General features: G+C 69.2%; 15 protein-coding genes. 6 read left to right on the forward strand and 9 right to left on the reverse strand.

Annotation, left to right across the window (positions count from 1 at the left end):
* Positions 1-33 precede the first annotated feature (33 nt).
* From ACIA49_RS05225 to ACIA49_RS05235, 3 genes are all read right to left on the reverse strand, one after another.
* Entirely contained in the window at positions 34-834 is an 801-nt protein-coding gene (locus tag ACIA49_RS05225; RefSeq protein WP_396375835.1) for a biotin--[acetyl-CoA-carboxylase] ligase, read from the reverse strand.
* Complete coding sequence (locus ACIA49_RS05230; RefSeq protein ID WP_396375836.1) at positions 834-3,461, reverse strand: phosphoenolpyruvate carboxylase; 2,628 nt, start codon at positions 3,459-3,461, stop codon at positions 834-836. Before ACIA49_RS05230 ends, ACIA49_RS05225 begins: the two co-directional genes overlap by 1 nt.
* Before the next feature lie 156 nt (positions 3,462-3,617).
* Positions 3,618-4,244, reverse strand: a complete 627-nt coding sequence (locus ACIA49_RS05235) for a TetR/AcrR family transcriptional regulator (protein ID WP_396375837.1) — start codon at positions 4,242-4,244, stop codon at positions 3,618-3,620.
* Positions 4,245-4,308: 64 nt separating this feature from the next.
* Here ACIA49_RS05235 and ACIA49_RS05240 point away from each other — a divergent pair, with 64 nt between their 5' ends.
* Complete coding sequence (locus ACIA49_RS05240) at positions 4,309-4,779, forward strand: SCP2 sterol-binding domain-containing protein (protein WP_396375838.1); 471 nt, start codon at positions 4,309-4,311, stop codon at positions 4,777-4,779.
* A gap of 6 nt (positions 4,780-4,785) precedes the next feature.
* On the opposite strand, the gene ACIA49_RS05245 is transcribed toward ACIA49_RS05240, so the two are convergent.
* Positions 4,786-6,123 (reverse strand): hypothetical protein, encoded by a 1,338-nt coding sequence (locus tag ACIA49_RS05245; RefSeq protein ID WP_396375839.1) that lies wholly within the window; start codon positions 6,121-6,123, stop codon positions 4,786-4,788.
* A 1-nt stretch (position 6,124) separates the two neighbouring features.
* Positions 6,125-6,547 carry a hypothetical protein gene (locus ACIA49_RS05250; protein WP_396375840.1) on the reverse strand — a complete coding sequence of 141 codons (423 nt, stop codon included), beginning with the start codon at positions 6,545-6,547 and terminating at the stop codon, positions 6,125-6,127.
* A 79-nt stretch (positions 6,548-6,626) separates the two neighbouring features.
* Here ACIA49_RS05250 and ACIA49_RS05255 point away from each other — a divergent pair, with 79 nt between their 5' ends.
* The 3 genes from ACIA49_RS05255 to ACIA49_RS05265 are packed head-to-tail and all read left to right on the forward strand — an operon-like array spanning position 6,627 to position 8,781.
* Entirely contained in the window at positions 6,627-8,204 is a 1,578-nt protein-coding gene (locus tag ACIA49_RS05255; protein WP_396375841.1) for an acyl-CoA carboxylase subunit beta, read from the forward strand.
* Between the two features lie 13 nt (positions 8,205-8,217).
* Positions 8,218-8,415, forward strand: coding sequence for an acyl-CoA carboxylase subunit epsilon (locus ACIA49_RS05260; protein ID WP_396375842.1), 198 nt, complete (start codon positions 8,218-8,220; stop codon positions 8,413-8,415).
* A gap of 9 nt (positions 8,416-8,424) precedes the next feature.
* A complete protein-coding gene (locus ACIA49_RS05265; RefSeq protein WP_396375843.1) occupies positions 8,425-8,781 on the forward strand; it encodes a hypothetical protein in 357 nt (118 codons plus the stop codon).
* Here ACIA49_RS05265 and ACIA49_RS05270 read toward each other — a convergent pair.
* From ACIA49_RS05270 to ACIA49_RS05285, 4 genes are read right to left on the reverse strand one after another with little or no spacing between them, the layout of a single operon-like run.
* Entirely contained in the window at positions 8,774-9,964 is a 1,191-nt protein-coding gene (locus tag ACIA49_RS05270) for a Maf family nucleotide pyrophosphatase (protein ID WP_396375844.1), read from the reverse strand. The genes ACIA49_RS05265 and ACIA49_RS05270 overlap by 8 nt on opposite strands.
* A complete protein-coding gene (locus tag ACIA49_RS05275) occupies positions 9,961-11,646 on the reverse strand; it encodes a DUF885 domain-containing protein (protein WP_396375845.1) in 1,686 nt (561 codons plus the stop codon). Before ACIA49_RS05275 ends, ACIA49_RS05270 begins: the two co-directional genes overlap by 4 nt.
* A 48-nt stretch (positions 11,647-11,694) precedes the next feature.
* A complete protein-coding gene (locus tag ACIA49_RS05280; protein WP_396375846.1) occupies positions 11,695-12,021 on the reverse strand; it encodes an MmcQ/YjbR family DNA-binding protein in 327 nt (108 codons plus the stop codon).
* Positions 12,022-12,037: 16 nt separating this feature from the next.
* Positions 12,038-13,456 (reverse strand): DHA2 family efflux MFS transporter permease subunit, encoded by a 1,419-nt coding sequence (locus tag ACIA49_RS05285; protein WP_396375847.1) that lies wholly within the window; start codon positions 13,454-13,456, stop codon positions 12,038-12,040.
* A gap of 272 nt (positions 13,457-13,728) precedes the next feature.
* Between ACIA49_RS05285 and ACIA49_RS05290 the strand changes: the two genes are divergently transcribed.
* Both ACIA49_RS05290 and ACIA49_RS05295 read left to right on the forward strand, forming a co-directional pair.
* Positions 13,729-15,330, forward strand: coding sequence for a hypothetical protein (locus ACIA49_RS05290; protein ID WP_396375848.1), 1,602 nt, complete (start codon positions 13,729-13,731; stop codon positions 15,328-15,330).
* Between the two features lie 66 nt (positions 15,331-15,396).
* Positions 15,397-15,945, forward strand: a complete 549-nt coding sequence (locus tag ACIA49_RS05295; protein WP_396375849.1) for a TetR/AcrR family transcriptional regulator — start codon at positions 15,397-15,399, stop codon at positions 15,943-15,945.
* The last annotated feature ends 1 nt before the right edge of the window (position 15,946 follow it).

A 15,946-nucleotide genomic window follows, 5' to 3' on the forward strand; every position in this document is an offset into this window, starting at 1 on the left:
ACGGTCAGCGGGCCTGCTAGCGGCCCGCTGACTTCACGGTCGAGCTCTCAGGTGCGTGACGTCACCGGCAGCCAGTGCGCGTTCGCCGAGCGGGGTGTCCACGATCAGGCGGCCGTCGGCGGCCAGGTCGCGCGCGGTGCCTTCCAGGAACGATCCGTCTGGCAGCTCGACCCGGACGGCCTTGCCCAGCGTGGCTGACAGCTCTCGGTACTCCGGTAGCAGCCCGGTCGGGTCGTCCAGCCAGGTCCTGTAGCGGGACTCGAGTTCACGCAGTACGGCGGCTGCCACGGTGACGCGGTCGGTTGTGGCAGCGTTCTCCAGCGCCAGTGAGGTCGCCGCGGGATGCGGCTTCTCCGACTCGCGCAGGGTCACGTTCAACCCCATGCCGACGACGACCGCTGGTCCGTCGATCCGCTCGAGCAGGATGCCGGCCAGCTTGCGGTCCTCGACCAGTACGTCGTTCGGCCACTTCACCTGGGCTGGAACCTGCGCCACATGCCGCACTGCCGCGGCCACCGCCAACGGGACGAGCAAACCGAGCCATGGCCAACGCTCGGGGTCTACAGCGGTCGGACGCAGCAGTGCCGACATCAGCAACGCAGAACGCGGCGGTGTCGTCCACGTCCGTCCCAGCCGTCCACGGCCGGCGGACTGGAACTCCGTGAGCACCACAAGTCCTTCTGCGGCACCATCAGCCGCAGCCTTGGCCACGTCTGCGTTCGTCGACGGCGTCTCGTCCAGTACGTCGATCTTCGTCCACAGCGAGCCGGGACGCACCAGCCGCCCACTCAGATAGCGTGCGTCGAGTGGCGGCCGTTCCAGGTCGCCGAACATCAGCCGGTGTTCTGCAGGCCGGCGGCGACACCCGAGACGGTCAGCAACAGCAACCGCCGGGTCCGGACGATCTGCTCCTCGCTGAGCGTGTCATCGGTCCGCAGCGTCCGGAGTGCCCGCAACTGCAGGTAGCTGAGCGCGTCGACGTACGGGTTCCGCAGCTCGACCGCACGGCCGAGCACGCGACGTCCGGCGAGCAGTCGCTCCTGCTTGAGAACCTTGAGCACCCACTCGGTGGTGAGGGCGTGCTCGTCGAGCATGAGCTCCGTGAGGTCGGCCCGGTCACCCAGCTCCAGGTAGCGGCCCAGGATGCGGCGGTCGGTCTTCGCCAGTGACATCTCGGCGTTCTCGAGCATCACCTGGAAGAGCGGCCAGCTCTGGTTCGCCTCCTGCAGCAAGGCAACGTCGCCCACGGCGGCCAGCGCCGAGCCGAGGCCGTACCAGCCCGGTGCGTTCGCCCGCGCCTGGGACCAGGAGAACACCCACGGAATCGCCCGCAGGTCCTCGAGAGACGACACCGAGACCCCACGGCGGGCCGGACGCGAGCCGAGCGGCAGCTGACCGAGCTCCTCCAGCGGAGTCACCCTGCCGAACCACTCCGCGAAGCCGTCCGCCTTCACCAGCCGGTGGTACGCCGTACGGGCCGCCTCGTCGAGGGTCTTCTCCATGACGGCGAAGCGCTCGGCAGCCACGACCGCCCGCTCCTCAATCGCCGGAGTGGAGGCCAACAGTGTCGCTGCGGTCACCTGCTCGATGTGCCGCTGCGCGATCGGTGCGTTGCCATAGCGAGCCGGAATGGCCTCACCCTGTTCAGTGAGCTTGAAGCGGCCGGCCACCGAGCCAGGGGCCTGAGCGAGCACCGCACGGTTCGCCGGGCCACCGCCACGGCCGAGTGCACCACCACGGCCGTGGAACAGGGTCAGCCGGATCGCATTGCGCTGCGCCCACGCGGTGATCCGCGCCTGAGCGTCGTACAGGGCGAGGGTGGCCGAGACCGGGCCGACGTCCTTGGCGGAGTCGGAGTAGCCGAGCATGACCTCGAAGCGCCGGTCGTTCGCCGTGAGGCGGTGCCGGACCCGGGTGAGCTGGATGGCGTTGTCGAGGACCTCTACGGAGTTCTGGAGGTCCTCACCGGTCTCGAACAGAGGTACGACGTCCAGCTCGATCGGACGGCCGTCGAGAGCGGCGTCGGCCAGCTCATAGACGGCTGCCAGGTCACCAGCGTTGCGCGTGAACGAAACGACGTACCGGCGGCACGCCTCGGGGCCGAAGCGCTGCTGGATCTGTCCGATGACGCGCAGGGTCGCCAGGACCTCTTCGGTCTGGTCGGACAGCTCACCGCCGCCGAGCACCTCTTCGAGCGCCTTGGCGTGGACCGACGAGTGCTGACGGACCTCCAGCTCGGCCAGGTGGAAGCCGAACGAGTTCACCTGCCAGATGAGCTGCTGCAGGTCGCCGTACGCCTGGCGGGGTGCACCTGCGCTGACCAGCGAGTCCTGGAGCACCTTGAGCTCGTGCAGGAAGTCGGCAGCGCGCGGGTAGCCGAAGTCGGCGTCACGGGAGCGCGTAGCGGCCAGGCGGCGCGCTGCCAGCAGCAGGAGCTGCCGGTGCGGCTCAGAGGGCGACCGCTCCTCGATGTCGGTGATCAGCTCCGGGTTCACCGCCCGGGCGTCCTCCAGGATCCGCCGTACCGGCGCGGACGGCGGAGTGGTCGCCGCGTCCAGGGTCAGGGAGCGGCCGAGCTTGTCGGTGGCCTGCTCGAGCGCGCGCAGGACGTGGTCGGCCTGGATCTGCATCGCCTCGCGGGTGATCGCCGCGGTCACGTTCGGGTTGCCGTCCCGGTCGCCACCGATCCACGAGCCGAGGCGGACGAACGGCGCCACCACGGGCTGACGCAGACCGGCACCCTCACCGGCCAGGGCGTCGTCGAGCCGCCGGTAGACGTTGCCGACCACGTCGAACAGCGTCTCCTCGAACACGGCCATCGCCGAGCGGACCTCGTCCAGCGGCGAGGGACGACTTTCGCGCAATTGCGCTGTCCGCCAGAGGATGTCGACCTGCTCGACCAGGCGGCGCTGGTTCTCGGCCAGCTCACTGTCACCGGCGCGCGGGTCGTGCCGCTCCTCGAGCAGCCCGGAGATCCGCCGGATCGTCGCCAGGATCGCGCGGCGGCGGGCCTCGGTCGGGTGCGCGGTCAGCACCGGGCGGAACTCCAGCCCGGTCAGTAACGCACGCGCCTGCTGCTCGCCGCTGTCGCGGGAGATCTGCTCGACGGCCTGGGCCAGCTCCGAGGTGACCAGGGCGTTGTCGCTCCGGTCGCGCTCGCGCAGCACACGGGCGCGGTGCAGCTCCTCGCTCAAGTTCGTCAGGTGGAAGTAGCAGCTGAACGCGCGAGCCACGTCCTCGGACCGCTCATCCGGCCAGGACGCGACCAGCTGCTCAGCCGCCTCGCCGTCACCGGCGATGGTGAGCTCACGCAGCCGCTCGACGTCGTTGAGCAGCGGCTGACCGGCGTACTCGACGAGCACTTTTCCGAGGATCTCACCCAGCAGACGAACGTCGGCCCGAAGCTCTTCGGGCACCTCGAACCGCGCGCGGGTACGGGTCTCACTACCGGTCTCGGTCACGTTCGCCCACCCTACTGGGCGCGCCCAGTCAATGCCTCGCGAAGTCCGCCTACTGGATGCCGATCGTGACCGTTTCTGACGCTACTTAACAGTAGGTCACCTAACGTCCGAAGGACCGGAGGGCCCGTCTCCGGATCTTCGGACGTTGACGAGTGTTCAGACGTTGCCGAAACCGCCGCCGACAACTTGGGAGACCACCTTCGCCAGCTCGGCGGGGGTGCGGTCGGTGCCGTCGACCACGAGCATGCGGGCGGACGACTCGGTCATGCTCGCGAGTAACTCGGCCAGTACGGCGAGGTTGGCGTCCGGGTCGGTGACCCCCGGGAGGGATTTCTGCAGGGTCAGGCGGAGGCCCTCGACCAGGAACGCCCGGGCGGCCCGGACCCGGTCGGCGACCACGGGAGCAGCGCCGTACTGGGCTCCGAAGACGATTCGCCACGACTGCGGGTTCTCGGCGGCGGTGGTGAGGAAGGCGGTCAGTCCGTCGAGGACGTGCTCCTCAGGCGTACCGACGGTCGGGTCGGCCGGGAGTGCCGCGACGATCGAGATGACCAGGTGCTGCTCCTCGCGGGCCAGCAGCGCAAGCAGCAGTTCGTCGCGATTGGCGAAGGAGTCGTAGACGACCGGTTTGGTCACGCCGGCCGCGTCGGCCACCGACTGCATCGTCGTCCCGGCGAACCCCTTGGCGGAGAAGACCTCCAGGGCCGCGTCCAGCAACATCGGCCGCCGCCGCTCCGGCCCGAGATGCGCCGCCCGCCGGCGTTTGTCGGAGGGCTCGACCACTTGACAAAGCTATCAGATCACGCGAGATTCCTACGGTCCGGTAGGAACTGCCGCGGGGGTGGTCGTGACCGATCGAGGTGGTGCCGGTTGGCTGGAAGCCGACGGGCTCGCGGGGATGGACGCGAGCGAGCTGGCCCGGCTGGTCGACCGGACATCGGAGCGGGAGCTTCGGCATCGACTCATCGGGGGAGTACGAGAGGTCGCGTTGCGCGAGATCTTTCGGCGGATGCCGGAGTACCTCCGGCCTGCCCGCGCGGCCGGGTTCGACGCCGTCGTCGCCTGGCACATCACGGGGGCGGGCGGGGTCGAGGACGTCGATGCCTTCTGGATCCGCGTCAGTGACGGCCGCTGCGAACTCATCGACAGCGCCCCCGACCCCGACATCTCCATCCGCACCGACCCCGCGACCCTCTTGCGCGTCGTGACCGGCAACGAGGACCCCGTGAACGCCGTACTGAAACAGCGCTTGTCTGTCCGCGGCGACCTAGCCCTGGCCGCCCGCCTCACCAAGATCTTCGCCGTCGGCCCCCTCTAACTCGCCTCAGCGAGTGGGGGTGTGCTCTGTGCTGCGGCCGGCCGCAGCACCCTGCCCGGTCGGGCGACGGCCCTCCGCCGCCTGCCCCTGCGGCACGCGCGGCGCCCCGGCCGCCGACGGCTGGTCTTCCAGTACGCCGCGCAGCGCGGCCACGTCCTGCTCGGCAGCTCCGGTACGGCGTGTCTCCCCCGGCGTACTGGCTCCCAACTGTGCCTGCTGCTGGGCCGGCGACTGCTGCGCAAACGCCACCCGCGGATCCACCGCCTGCTGCCCCGCCTGCGCCGTACCAGCCTGCTGCTGACCTGGCCCCGCCGAGCCGGGCTGCTGCGCAAACGCCACCCGCGGATCCACCGCCTGCTGCTGCGTCGCCTGCGCCGCGGGCGTCTGCTGCTGCGCCGGCTCCTCGCGGGTGGGGATGCGGTCGGCGGCGTTGGGTGGTGGGAGAGCGCCCAGGTCCAGCGTCTCTTCCTGCTGCTGCTCCTGGTTTGGCCCGCCCCGGTGGCGCTCCTCGGCAGCCCGCACCACGCCGGACGCCGAGTCGCCGATCTCAGCACCTCGGGCCTTGGAGACCGCGCGCCGGTTGACCGACTGGTCGGCGTTCAGCGGCTCCAGCTCCGCGAAACCCTTGTCGATCGTCTCCGCGATCTCCTGCCGAACTGCCTCCTCCCGCTCAGCGGGCACCAGGTTCGGCAGCTCGGAGTTGTCGTACAGAAGATCCGCAGCGGCGCGCGCCTTGGTCGTACGAGGCTCCTTGGCCATCTGCCGCAGGACTTCGTCGCCCTCCAGACCCGTCTGGTTGCCGACCGAGTTGGCGAACGCACGCGCCGCAGGCTCCCAGCCCGGATACGAGTGCGGTCCCCGATCATCACGCACAGCCTTGATCTCCGCGGCCAGGTCCGGTGGGAGTACCCGGTCGGCCAGGTCGTCCAGCGCCGCCTGGCTCCAGGCCTCGGTGACCCCCTCCTCGATCGGCCGGGTCTCCGGCTTCTGCATACCGGCCAGGCGATCGGCGTGCGTGTAGCCGTCCGGCGAGGCCAGATGGCTGAACTCGTGGGCGACCGTCTTCAGCGCGTTCCGGCGGGCGATCCACTGCTCGCGGGTGGCAGGCTGGCCACGCGTCGCGTACATCTCTTGCAGGTGCTGGACCACTAGCGCCTGGTCGAAGCACACCGTGCCGTTGTCCCAGGCCTCACCACGGTTGCCGGGTTCCTTGGTGTAGTCGATCCGGCCGTTCCACAACGACGTGGCGGCGCCGGACTCGGCTTGAACAGCGTCACGGACGCGTTCCCACAGCCCGTCACCGACGTCCGGGACCTGACTGTCCGCGGTCCGAACGACGGCCATGTCAGTCCTCTGCGGAGACCGTGTCGAGTACGTGGATGAACTCGGCCAGCGCGCCGTTCATCTCCTGGGCCGCGATCTGCTCGCCGATCGTCGGGGCGGCCGCCGCGATCCGGTTGATCTCGTCCATCGCCGCCCGCGCCCGCGCCTGCTGCTCGGCGGGCGTCCCGATCGGCTGCAGACCGCGCATCATCGCGTCGTTGGCCGCCCAGACCGTCTCGCTGTCCGGGGTGCGCGCCTCCCGTACCAGATCGTCCATGCTCGTCAGGTAGCGGAAGGCCTTGGCCCGGTCCGCCTCGCCATCGACCGTCGCGGCCAGCTCCCGGAGGCGCTCGACGGCGGCGGCCAGTTCCTCCGGGTCGGTGATCTCACGCCCGTAGGCATGCACGATCCGACGGCGTTCGGTGTCGAACTCGAGGTACTCCATGCCCGCATCATCGCATTGGGCCCCTTCTTGCGGCCGACGTCACAGGCAGGGCGGCCTACTGACGCGTAGGCTGCCGGTCATGGGAGAGACGGTGAACATCCACACCACCGCCGGCAAGATCGCGGACCTCGAGCAGCGGCTCGACGACGCGGTGCATGCGGGGTCGGAGCGCGCGGTGGAGAAGCAGCACGCGCGCGGCAAGAAGACGGCCCGGGAGCGGATCGCGCTGCTGCTCGACGAGGGGTCGTTCGCCGAGCTCGACGAGTTCGCGCGGCACCGCTCGACCAGCTTCGGGCTGGAGGCCAACCGCCCGTACGGCGACGGCGTGGTGACCGGGTACGGGACCATCGACGGCCGGCAGGTCTGCGTGTTCGCCCAGGACTTCACGGTCTTCGGTGGCAGCCTCGGTGAGGTCTTCGGCGAGAAGATCGTCAAGGTGATGGATCTGGCGATGAAGATCGGCTGCCCGCTGATCGGCATCAACGACTCCGGCGGCGCCCGGATCCAGGAAGGCGTCGTCAGCCTCGGCCTGTACGGCGAGATCTTCCGCCGCAACGTCCGCGCCTCCGGCGTGATCCCGCAGATCTCCCTGATCATGGGCCCGTGCGCGGGCGGCGCGGTGTACTCCCCAGCCGTCACCGACTTCACGGTGATGGTCGACGAGTCGTCGTACATGTTCATCACCGGCCCGGACGTGATCAAGACCGTCACCGGCGAGGACGTCACCCAGGAGGAGCTCGGCGGCGCCCGGACGCACAACACCAAGTCCGGCAACGCGCACTACCTCGGCAGTGACGAGGAGGACGCGATCGAGTGGGTCAAGAGCCTCGTCGCGCACCTCCCGCAGAACAACCTCGAGGACCCGCCCACGTACGACGTACCGGCGGATCTCGAGCCGGACGAGACCGATCTCGCGCTGGACACGCTGATCCCGGACTCGCCGAACCAGCCCTACGACATGCACACCGTGATCGAGACGGTCGTCGACGACGGCGACTTCCTCGAGGTGCAGACGCTGTTCGCGCCGAACATCATCGTCGGCTTCGGCCGCGTCGAGGGCCGCCCGGTCGGCGTCGTCGCGAACCAGCCGATGCAGTTCGCCGGCACCCTCGACATCGACGCCTCCGAGAAGGCGGCCCGCTTCGTCCGCACCTGCGACGCGTTCAACCTGCCGATCCTGACCTTCGTCGACGTCCCCGGCTTCCTGCCCGGCACCGACCAGGAGTGGAACGGCATCATCCGCCGCGGCGCCAAACTGCTCTACGCGTACGCCGAGGCGACCGTCCCGATGATCACCGTCATCACCCGCAAGGCCTACGGCGGCGCGTACGACGTGATGGGTTCCAAGCATCTCGGCGCCGACCTCAACCTCGCCTGGCCGACCGCGCAGATCGCCGTCATGGGTGCGCAGGGCGCCGTCGGCCTCCTCTACCGCCGCGAACTCGCCGGCGCCGAGGATCCCGAGGCCCGCCGCCAGGAGCTCATCACCGAGTACGAGGACCAGCTCGCGAACCCGTACGTCGCCGCCGAGCGCGGCTACGTCGACGCGGTCGTCAAGCCCAGCGAGACCCGCGCCGAGATCGTCCGCGGCCTCCGGCTGCTCCGCACCAAGCGCGACACCCTCCCGCCCAAGAAGCACGGCAACATCCCGCTCTGATCGGAGACCCTCGATGAACCTGCAGATCCTCAAGGGCGACCCGACCCCCGAAGAACTCGCTGCCCTGGTAGCGGTCCTCACCGCCCGCCCCACCACCTCCGAGCCGCCCGCGGAGACAGGCCGCGCCAGCAACTGGGCGACGTACTGGCGCAACGCCCGCCAGCCCTTCCACCCCGGCCCCGGCCAGTGGCGGGCGTCGGCACATCCCTAAGGGGTTCCGATGGCGAAGTACGAGGTCAATGACAGTGCGGTCGAGTTTGCGCGGAAGCTGATCGACTCCCGGCAGTATGTGCTGGACAGCGACTGGGGCGCGGTGCAGCCGCATGCGGATGCACAGAACGCCTTCCTGGACAAGCATTCCTGGGATGAGTACTCGGCTTGGCACCTCGGTCTCACCGACGGGGCGAACGACGAGACCAAGGCGCGCTACGCCTTCGTGTACGGCGATCTGCGTCGCATCCACCGCACCGGCCTGATCGCGTGCGTCTATCGGGCCTCGGAGTGGCGCCACAAGCAGGTGGAGTTGGCCGCGCACGACCTGCTCCAACGCCTGGACGCCAAAGCCGGGATCAAGTGAGCCGGAAGCGCACCAACGGGTAGATCGGCGCCGCGCCGGACGTGCGGACCGGGCCGGGGAACGTGGTGGCTCCGTCCAGGACCAGACCGTGTACGGCGGCCTCGGCGACCAGGCGGGTGAGTGAGTCCTGGGCGCGCGACGAATTCGGTTCGCGGCCTTCGGCGTACCGGGTGGCGTCATTCTTCTCGGTGGTGGTGAGGAAGACGCCGCCGGGGCGGAGGACGCGGGCGACCTCGGCGAGGATCGGGGCGCTGTCGTCGAGCAGGTGCAGCAGCCAGATCGCGATGACAGCATCGGTACGGCGGTCTGCCACGGGGAGCCGGGTTGCGTCGGCGGCGGCGACGTGACCGGGCAGCCGGACCTTCGCATGCTGAAGCATCGCCGTGGAGAGGTCGAACCCGTGCACGAGGTTGCCTAGAGCAACCAGCTCGGCGCCGACGCTGCCGGTACCGACGGCCAGCTCGAGCACGCGACTCGATCCCTCGGGCAGCAGCTCCTGAACGGCCCGCGCCGCCGCTTGGGCCCTTTGAGTTCCACCGCGAGTGTCGTCGTACTTCGCAGCCTCAGACTCGTTGTAATCAAGGCGATTCTTGGGTGGCGCCCACAGCGCAGGCCAAGCGATACCCACCTTGGCGAGCATCGTCCGCAGCAACGGCAACGAGAGGCCGACGACGTTGTGATAGTCGCCCTCGATGCCCGTCACGAAGGGTCCACCGAAGCCGTCGACGGTGAACGAGCCGGCGACCACGAGTGGTTCACCGGTGGCGACGTACGCGTCGATCTCCTCGTCGGTCAGGTCGGCGAAGAAGACCTTGGTCGAGGCCAGCTCACGCAGCTCCGTCTTCGACTCGGTATCGAACAGGCAGTGCCCGGTGTGCAGTACGCCGGTCTGCCCGCGCATCGCCCGAAGCCGCTCGCGCGCGACCTCCGGCGTACCGGGTTTGCCGTAGGCGACGCCGTCGATCTCGAGCACCGAGTCGCAGCCGAGCACCGTCGCGTGGTCGTCGAGCTCGGCCACAACGGCCCGCGCCTTCAAGACCGCGAGCAGCCGCGCGAGTTCCCCCGGGCTCTCGGCGGTGACGTTGTCCTCGTCGACGCCGGAGACGATCACCTCCGGCTCGACGCCGGCGCTCCGCAACGTCTGCAGCCGCGCCGGCGACTGCGATGCGAGTACGAACCTCACAGCTTGGCCAGCGCGCGGCGCAGCGGGTCGAGACCGATCGACCCGAGATTGAGTGCGTCGGAGTGGAACTGACGCAGGTCGAACGCGGATCCCTTGCGCTGCTTGGCCTCCTCGCGCGCCTGCAGCCAGAACCGCTCGCCCACCTTGTACGACGGCGCCTGGCCCGGCCACCCGAGGTACCGGTTCAGCTCGGCCTTCAGGAACTCGCTCTCCAGCCCGCTGTGCGCGGTCAGGAACTCGAGCCCCATCTCGGCGTTCCAGCGCTCGCCCGGCCGCCAGCCGAACGGGTTGTCGCGCGGGACCTCCAGCTCGAGGTGCATGCCGATGTCGACGATCACGCGCGCGGCCCGGAAGCCCTGCGCGTCCAGCATGCCGAAACGGGCACCCGGGTCGTCCAGGTACCCGAGCTCCTCCATCAGGCGCTCGGCGTACAGGGCCCAGCCTTCGCCGTGACCCGAGACCCAGCAGGCGATGCGCTGCCAGCGGTTCAGCAGGTCGGTGCGGAGGATCGTCTGCGCGACCTGGAGGTGATGCCCCGGGACGCCTTCGTGGTAGACGGTGGTGACCTCACGCCAGGTGGCGAAGTCCTCGACGCCGTCCGGAACGGCCCACCACATCCGGCCCGGGCGGGTGGTCAGGTCCTCGCTCGGCTGGGTGTAGTAGATCGCCCCGTCCGAGGTCGGCGCGATCATGCACTCCAGGGTCCGGATCGACTCCGGGATGTCGAAGTGCTTGCCGGCCAGCTCCGTCACCGCGGTGTCGGACATCTGCTGCATCCAGTCGCGGAAGGCTTCCTTGCCGTGGATCTTGCGGGCCGGGTCCGCGTCCAGCAGTGCGGCCGTCGCCTGGATGTTGCGGTCGCCACCGTTCAGCTCGGCGGCGATCTTCGCCATCTCACCCTCGATGCGGGCCAGCTCGGCCCAGCCCCAGGCGTAGGTCTCGTCGAGGTCGACGGTGGCGCCGAGGAAGTTCCGCGAGGCGAGCTGGTAGACCTCGCGGCCGCACGCGTCCCGCTCCGGCGCCTTGGGCGCCACCTCGCTGCTCAGCCAGGTACCGAACTCCGCGTACGCCTTCCGGGCCGCCTCCGCGGCCGCGGTCACGCTGTTCTTGACCGGGCTCTCCGGGGCCTGGTTCGCGAGCCCGCCGAAGAAGTCGTCACCGGCCGGGTCGGTCCAGGTCTTGATCTTGCCGGCGATGTCGAGCACCTGGCGGCGCGCCGAGACCCGGCCCTGACCGGCCTGGTCGAGCAGCGACTCGCGGTACCCGTCGAGCGCCGTACCGACGAGGTTGAGGCGGATCGCGATCCGCTCCCAGTCGTCGTTGCTCGCGGTCGGCATCAGGTCGAAGACCTGCCGGATGCTCGCCGGGACCGACGAGATCGCGTTCAGCTGGTGCTGCGGGACACCCGCCTCGTACGTCTCCTGCTCAAGTCCGAGCCGCTCGACGAAGGCATCCTTGGCGACCTCCTCGCGCGGGCCGGCCGGCTCGATCGCGGTGGCCTGGGCCAGCGTCCGCCGGGTCAGCCCGAGGACGGCGTCGAAACCGGCCGGGGTGTAGTCCGGCAATTCGTGGTCGTGGCCCTCGATCCCGAAGAACGTCGCCTCGATCGGATTCAGGGCGATGAGTTCCTCGAGGTAGCTCTCGGAGAGCTTGTCGATCGGGCTGTCCGTCGCATCAGTCACACGCCCGACCTTACCTCGGGGCCCTGCCCCGATCCTGCCGATTTCGGTTCAGTCGTGAAGTTCGGGCGGGGCCACCTGGCGCCAGGAATCCAGCAGGATGTCGCGCAGCTCGGCGTCGTCCTCGAGCACGGCGAGGCGGGCCCGGACCCAGTTCGAACCCGCCTCGTGCCGTGGTACCCAGAACTTGTCCGGCTCGGCCAGGATCAGCTCGTCCCGCTCCAGCCGCGGACACCGGACCGCGAACGACGTCTGGTCGTCCGGCACCGTCACGAACATCCGCCCGGCCACATCGAACGTCGGATGCCCCCACCGCTGCTTCTCCCGGGTCTCCGGGAGAGACAGCGCGATCCGTCGTACGTCGTCAGCGTCCAGCACGGCGCCAACTTTAGAGTCAGGCCCCGACAGCCTTGCGGCGACCGGGGAGCAGCAGGCTGACCACCGCGCCGACCGCGACCACGGCCGCTCCCGTCCAGACCGCGGGAACCAGGCCGTCGACGTACCGGTCGGGCGTGTTGTAGTCGCCGGCCGAAGCGAAGACAGAGACCAGTACGGCGATGCCCATCGCCACGCCGATTTCACGGATCGTGCTGTTCGCGCCGGAGGCAACCCCTCGGTCCGCATCGGTCATCTCGGCCATCATCACGCTCGCCAGCGGAGCGAAGGTGAGTCCCATCCCGACTCCGCCCAGGACGAACGGGATGACGAGCTCGCCGAACGTGACGCCGGCCGTGGTGACGAGGGCCATCCACCCCAACGCGATCACCAGCAGCACCTGGCCCGTCGCAACCAGCACCCGCGCGCCGACCCGGTCGACGATCAGTCCCGCGATCGGCGCGACCACCATCGGCGCCATCGTCCACGGCATCGTGCGGAGACCGGACTCCAGCGGGCTGTAGCCCTGCACGACCTGGAAAAACTGCGCCAGCAGGAAGACCGATCCGAACACCCCGAGCGAGAAGGTGAACCAGACGACGTTCACCACGCTGAACGCGCGGATCTTGTACAGCCGCAGCGGCAGCATCGGCGTGGGCGTCCGCCGCTCCCAGCCGACGAACGCGACGAGCAGGACCACTCCAGCGATCAGGGACCCGAGCACCCCGGCAGACGTCCAGCCGTCGTCGGCGCCGTTCACCACACCCCAGACGATCGCCAGGACGCCGACACTCGACAACGCCAGCCCGAGCAGGTCGAGCCGCTGCTTGAACCCGTGCGACTCCTTCAGAACCCGGGCAGCCAGTACGACGGCGATGACGCCGATCGGCACATTCAGCCAGAAGATCCACTGCCAGTTGAGGCCGTCGACGACGGCTCCACCGACGACCGGACCGACGGCCACGCCGAGCCCGGAGATCCCGCCCCAGATGCCGATAGCGGCACTGCGTTGCCGCTCAGGAACTGCCCCGGCCAGCAGAGTCAGCGCCAGCGGCATGACCGCGGCCCCACCCACGCCCTGGATCGCGCGGGCGGTGATGAGCATCCATGGCTCAGTCACCAGCGCGCAGGCCGCCGATGCCAGCGTGAACAGCGCGATCCCGGCCAGGAACAACCTGCGACGGCCGAGGCGGTCGCCGAGCGCGGACGCGGTCAGCAAGAGCGCGGCGAAGGACAGCGTGTAGGCATTGATGAACCACTGCAGGTCGGTCAGCGACGCGTTCAGCTCGGTCTTGATCACCGGCAGCGCGTTCGTCACGACCAGGTTGTCCAGCGTGACCATGAAGGTCGGGATTCCGACTGCGGCCAGGACCGCACCCAGCCCACGGCTCCGGCCGCCGGCGACCGGTACCTGCTCATCGAGAGCGGTCGATGTCATCGTTCACTCCTAGTTGTAATTCACTGATAACAAGCTCGATCACCAAAGTATGCATCGACTGATAACTTGTCAACCCATCCCTAGCGTCCGAAGGTCCGCAGTGCGTGGTCGGCGTGTTTTCGGACGTTGCGAGAAGAGGTAGTTCCACCTGGCGGGAATTTGTTCTGATTGGCTTGGTAAGCGCTTGCCACGGTGTGAAGGGGCCCGCATGATGGCCTCCTGTTCCGCCATCAGGCAGTGCTTTCCGCCTCCGCCCAAGAGACAGGTACTCGATGACGAACCTCTTCAGCCGCCGCAGCGTGCTCGGAGCCAGTGGAGCCGCCGTTGGCGCGGCCGCCCTCGGTTCCCTCGGCTTGAGCCAGGCCGCCGCGACACCCACCGGCCGGCTCTGGCAGTCCGAGCGGGTCCGGTACGACGCGAAGTACCGGCTGGTCTACACGGCCGACGGGGAGGGGAACCGGATCCCCGACTTCAGCCACGCGGGCTACAAGAACGGCGACAGCCCGATCCCGCACGTGCGCACGGTCCGGACGATTGCCCCGATCGAGGGCGACAACACCGCGCACCTGCAGGCCGCGATCGATGAGGTCGGCCTGCGCACCCCGGACCGGAACGGCGTCCGCGGCGCGCTACTACTTGCTCCCGGCAACTATCCGGTCGCGGGCACGCTGCGGGTGAACAGGTCCGGCGTCGTACTGCGTGGATCCGGCGACGGGGCCGACCCGACCCGGAACACCGTGATCCTGGCGACCGGCAACACCCCGGTCGCGCGCGATGTCGTCGTACTGGGTGGGGCTGTCAGCACCGGCTGGCGCGGCGAGGTCGCCGGCACGCGGACGGACATCACCAGCGACTGGGTCCAGGTCGGGTCGCGGTCGTTCGAGGTCGCCGATGCGAGTGCACTCAAGCGTGGCGACAACATCATCCTGATCCACCCGTGCACCGAAGCCTGGCTGGCTTCGGTCGACCACGGCGGTACGGCGACCGACGAGGGTTGGACCGTCGACAGTCAGCCGATCACCTACAACCGCTTCATCCGCTCGATCCGCGGCAACACCGTGACCGTCGACGTACCGATCTTCGAGCACCTACGACGCGCTCGATCGCAGTCCTACCTGTACGTCTGGGACCGCGCCGGCCTGGTGACCGGCGTCGGTGTCGAGAGCCTCCGGATCGACATCCAGTTCGCGGGCGACCCCGATGTCGACGAGGCGCACGCCTGGGTCGGCGTGAAGGTTCGCCAGGTCGAGGACGCGTGGGTGCGGGACAGCACCTTCCTGCATTTCGCGAAGGCCGGCGTCGAGACCACCGAGGCCACTCGGGTCACCGTCCGGAACTGCCGCGCCCTGGATCCGGCCTCGGTCGTCACCGGCGGCCTGCGCTACAACTTCAACTGCGAGTCGTTCTCACAGCAGGTGCTGTTCGTGGACTGCTATGCCAGCAAGGCCCGGCACGCCTTCATCTCGAACGGCGCCAGCAGCGCCTCGGGCATCGTCTTCCTCCGCGGTACGTCGGAAGGCGCGCTCGCCTCGAGTGAGGGTCACCGCCGGTGGAGTCAGGGCCTGCTGTGGGACAACTACCGCGACATCGACCCGAAGGTCGATCTCACGCTGGGCATCTACAACCGCGGCGACTACGGCACCGGCCACGGCTGGGCGACCTCACACTCGGTCGGCTGGAACTGCGACACGGGGACGGCCAAACTCGTCGTACAGAAGCCGCCGACCGCCCAGAACTACGCGATCGGCTGCCGCGGCGTGGTCACCGGCGACGGGCCGTTCACCCAGCCCGCGGGCTACATCGAGGGGGCGAACCGGTCGGGTCTCGTGCCTCCGTCGCTCTACCAGGCGCAGTACCTCGATCGGCACCGCTGAGCACTTGTATGCATCGACTGATAACATAGTCGTTGGGGTGACCGAGCTCAGGTGATGGAGGACCGGATGACGAAAGTACGGCTGACCGCAGCCGAGCGTGGCGAGGAGGTGCTGCAGGCCGCTGTCCAGGCCTTCGGCGCCTCGGGCTACGAAGGCACCAAGACCGACGAGATCGCGCGCCTCGCCGGCGTCTCGCAGCCTTACGTCATCCGGTTGTTCGGCACCAAACAGCAGCTCTTCCTGGCCTCGGTCCGCTATGTCTGCGCCCGGATCGAGCAGGTCTTCCGCGACGCCGCCGCGGAGTCCCCCGACCTGGCCAGCCTCGCCCGCGGCTACGAGCAGATGTCCGAGGAGCGTGAGCTCCTGCTCGTCCTCCTCCAAGGCTTCTCCGCCAGCGCCAACCCCGCCATCGGCGAATGCACCCGGGAAGGCTTCGGCAGCATCTACCGCCTGATCCGCGAACTCACCGGCGCCACCGCCATTGAGGCCCGCGAGTTCCTCAGCACCGGCATGCTCCTCACCGTCCTGACCGCCATGGAAGTCCTAGGCCCCGACGCCCGTCCGGCCGCTTGGGCAGACGAGCTCAAAGCCACCTTCACCGTCAACACCGACTGAC

Origin of the sequence: Kribbella sp. NPDC051587, from assembly GCF_044453945.1 — a bacterium.
Taxonomy (GTDB): domain Bacteria; phylum Actinomycetota; class Actinomycetes; order Propionibacteriales; family Kribbellaceae; genus Kribbella.

Coding starts and splice junctions, on each gene's coding strand:
- ACIA49_RS05225 (WP_396375835.1), bottom strand. CDS start 834: ATGTTCGGCGACCTGGAACGGCCGCCACTCGACGCACGCTATCTGAGT.
- ACIA49_RS05245 (WP_396375839.1), bottom strand. CDS start 6,123: ATGGCCGTCGTTCGGACCGCGGACAGTCAGGTCCCGGACGTCGGTGAC.
- ACIA49_RS05250 (WP_396375840.1), bottom strand. CDS start 6,547: ATGGAGTACCTCGAGTTCGACACCGAACGCCGTCGGATCGTGCATGCC.
- ACIA49_RS05255 (WP_396375841.1), top strand. CDS start 6,627: ATGGGAGAGACGGTGAACATCCACACCACCGCCGGCAAGATCGCGGAC.
- ACIA49_RS05260 (WP_396375842.1), top strand. CDS start 8,218: ATGAACCTGCAGATCCTCAAGGGCGACCCGACCCCCGAAGAACTCGCT.
- ACIA49_RS05265 (WP_396375843.1), top strand. CDS start 8,425: ATGGCGAAGTACGAGGTCAATGACAGTGCGGTCGAGTTTGCGCGGAAG.
- ACIA49_RS05285 (WP_396375847.1), bottom strand. CDS start 13,456: ATGACATCGACCGCTCTCGATGAGCAGGTACCGGTCGCCGGCGGCCGG.
- ACIA49_RS05290 (WP_396375848.1), top strand. CDS start 13,729: ATGACGAACCTCTTCAGCCGCCGCAGCGTGCTCGGAGCCAGTGGAGCC.
- ACIA49_RS05295 (WP_396375849.1), top strand. CDS start 15,397: ATGACGAAAGTACGGCTGACCGCAGCCGAGCGTGGCGAGGAGGTGCTG.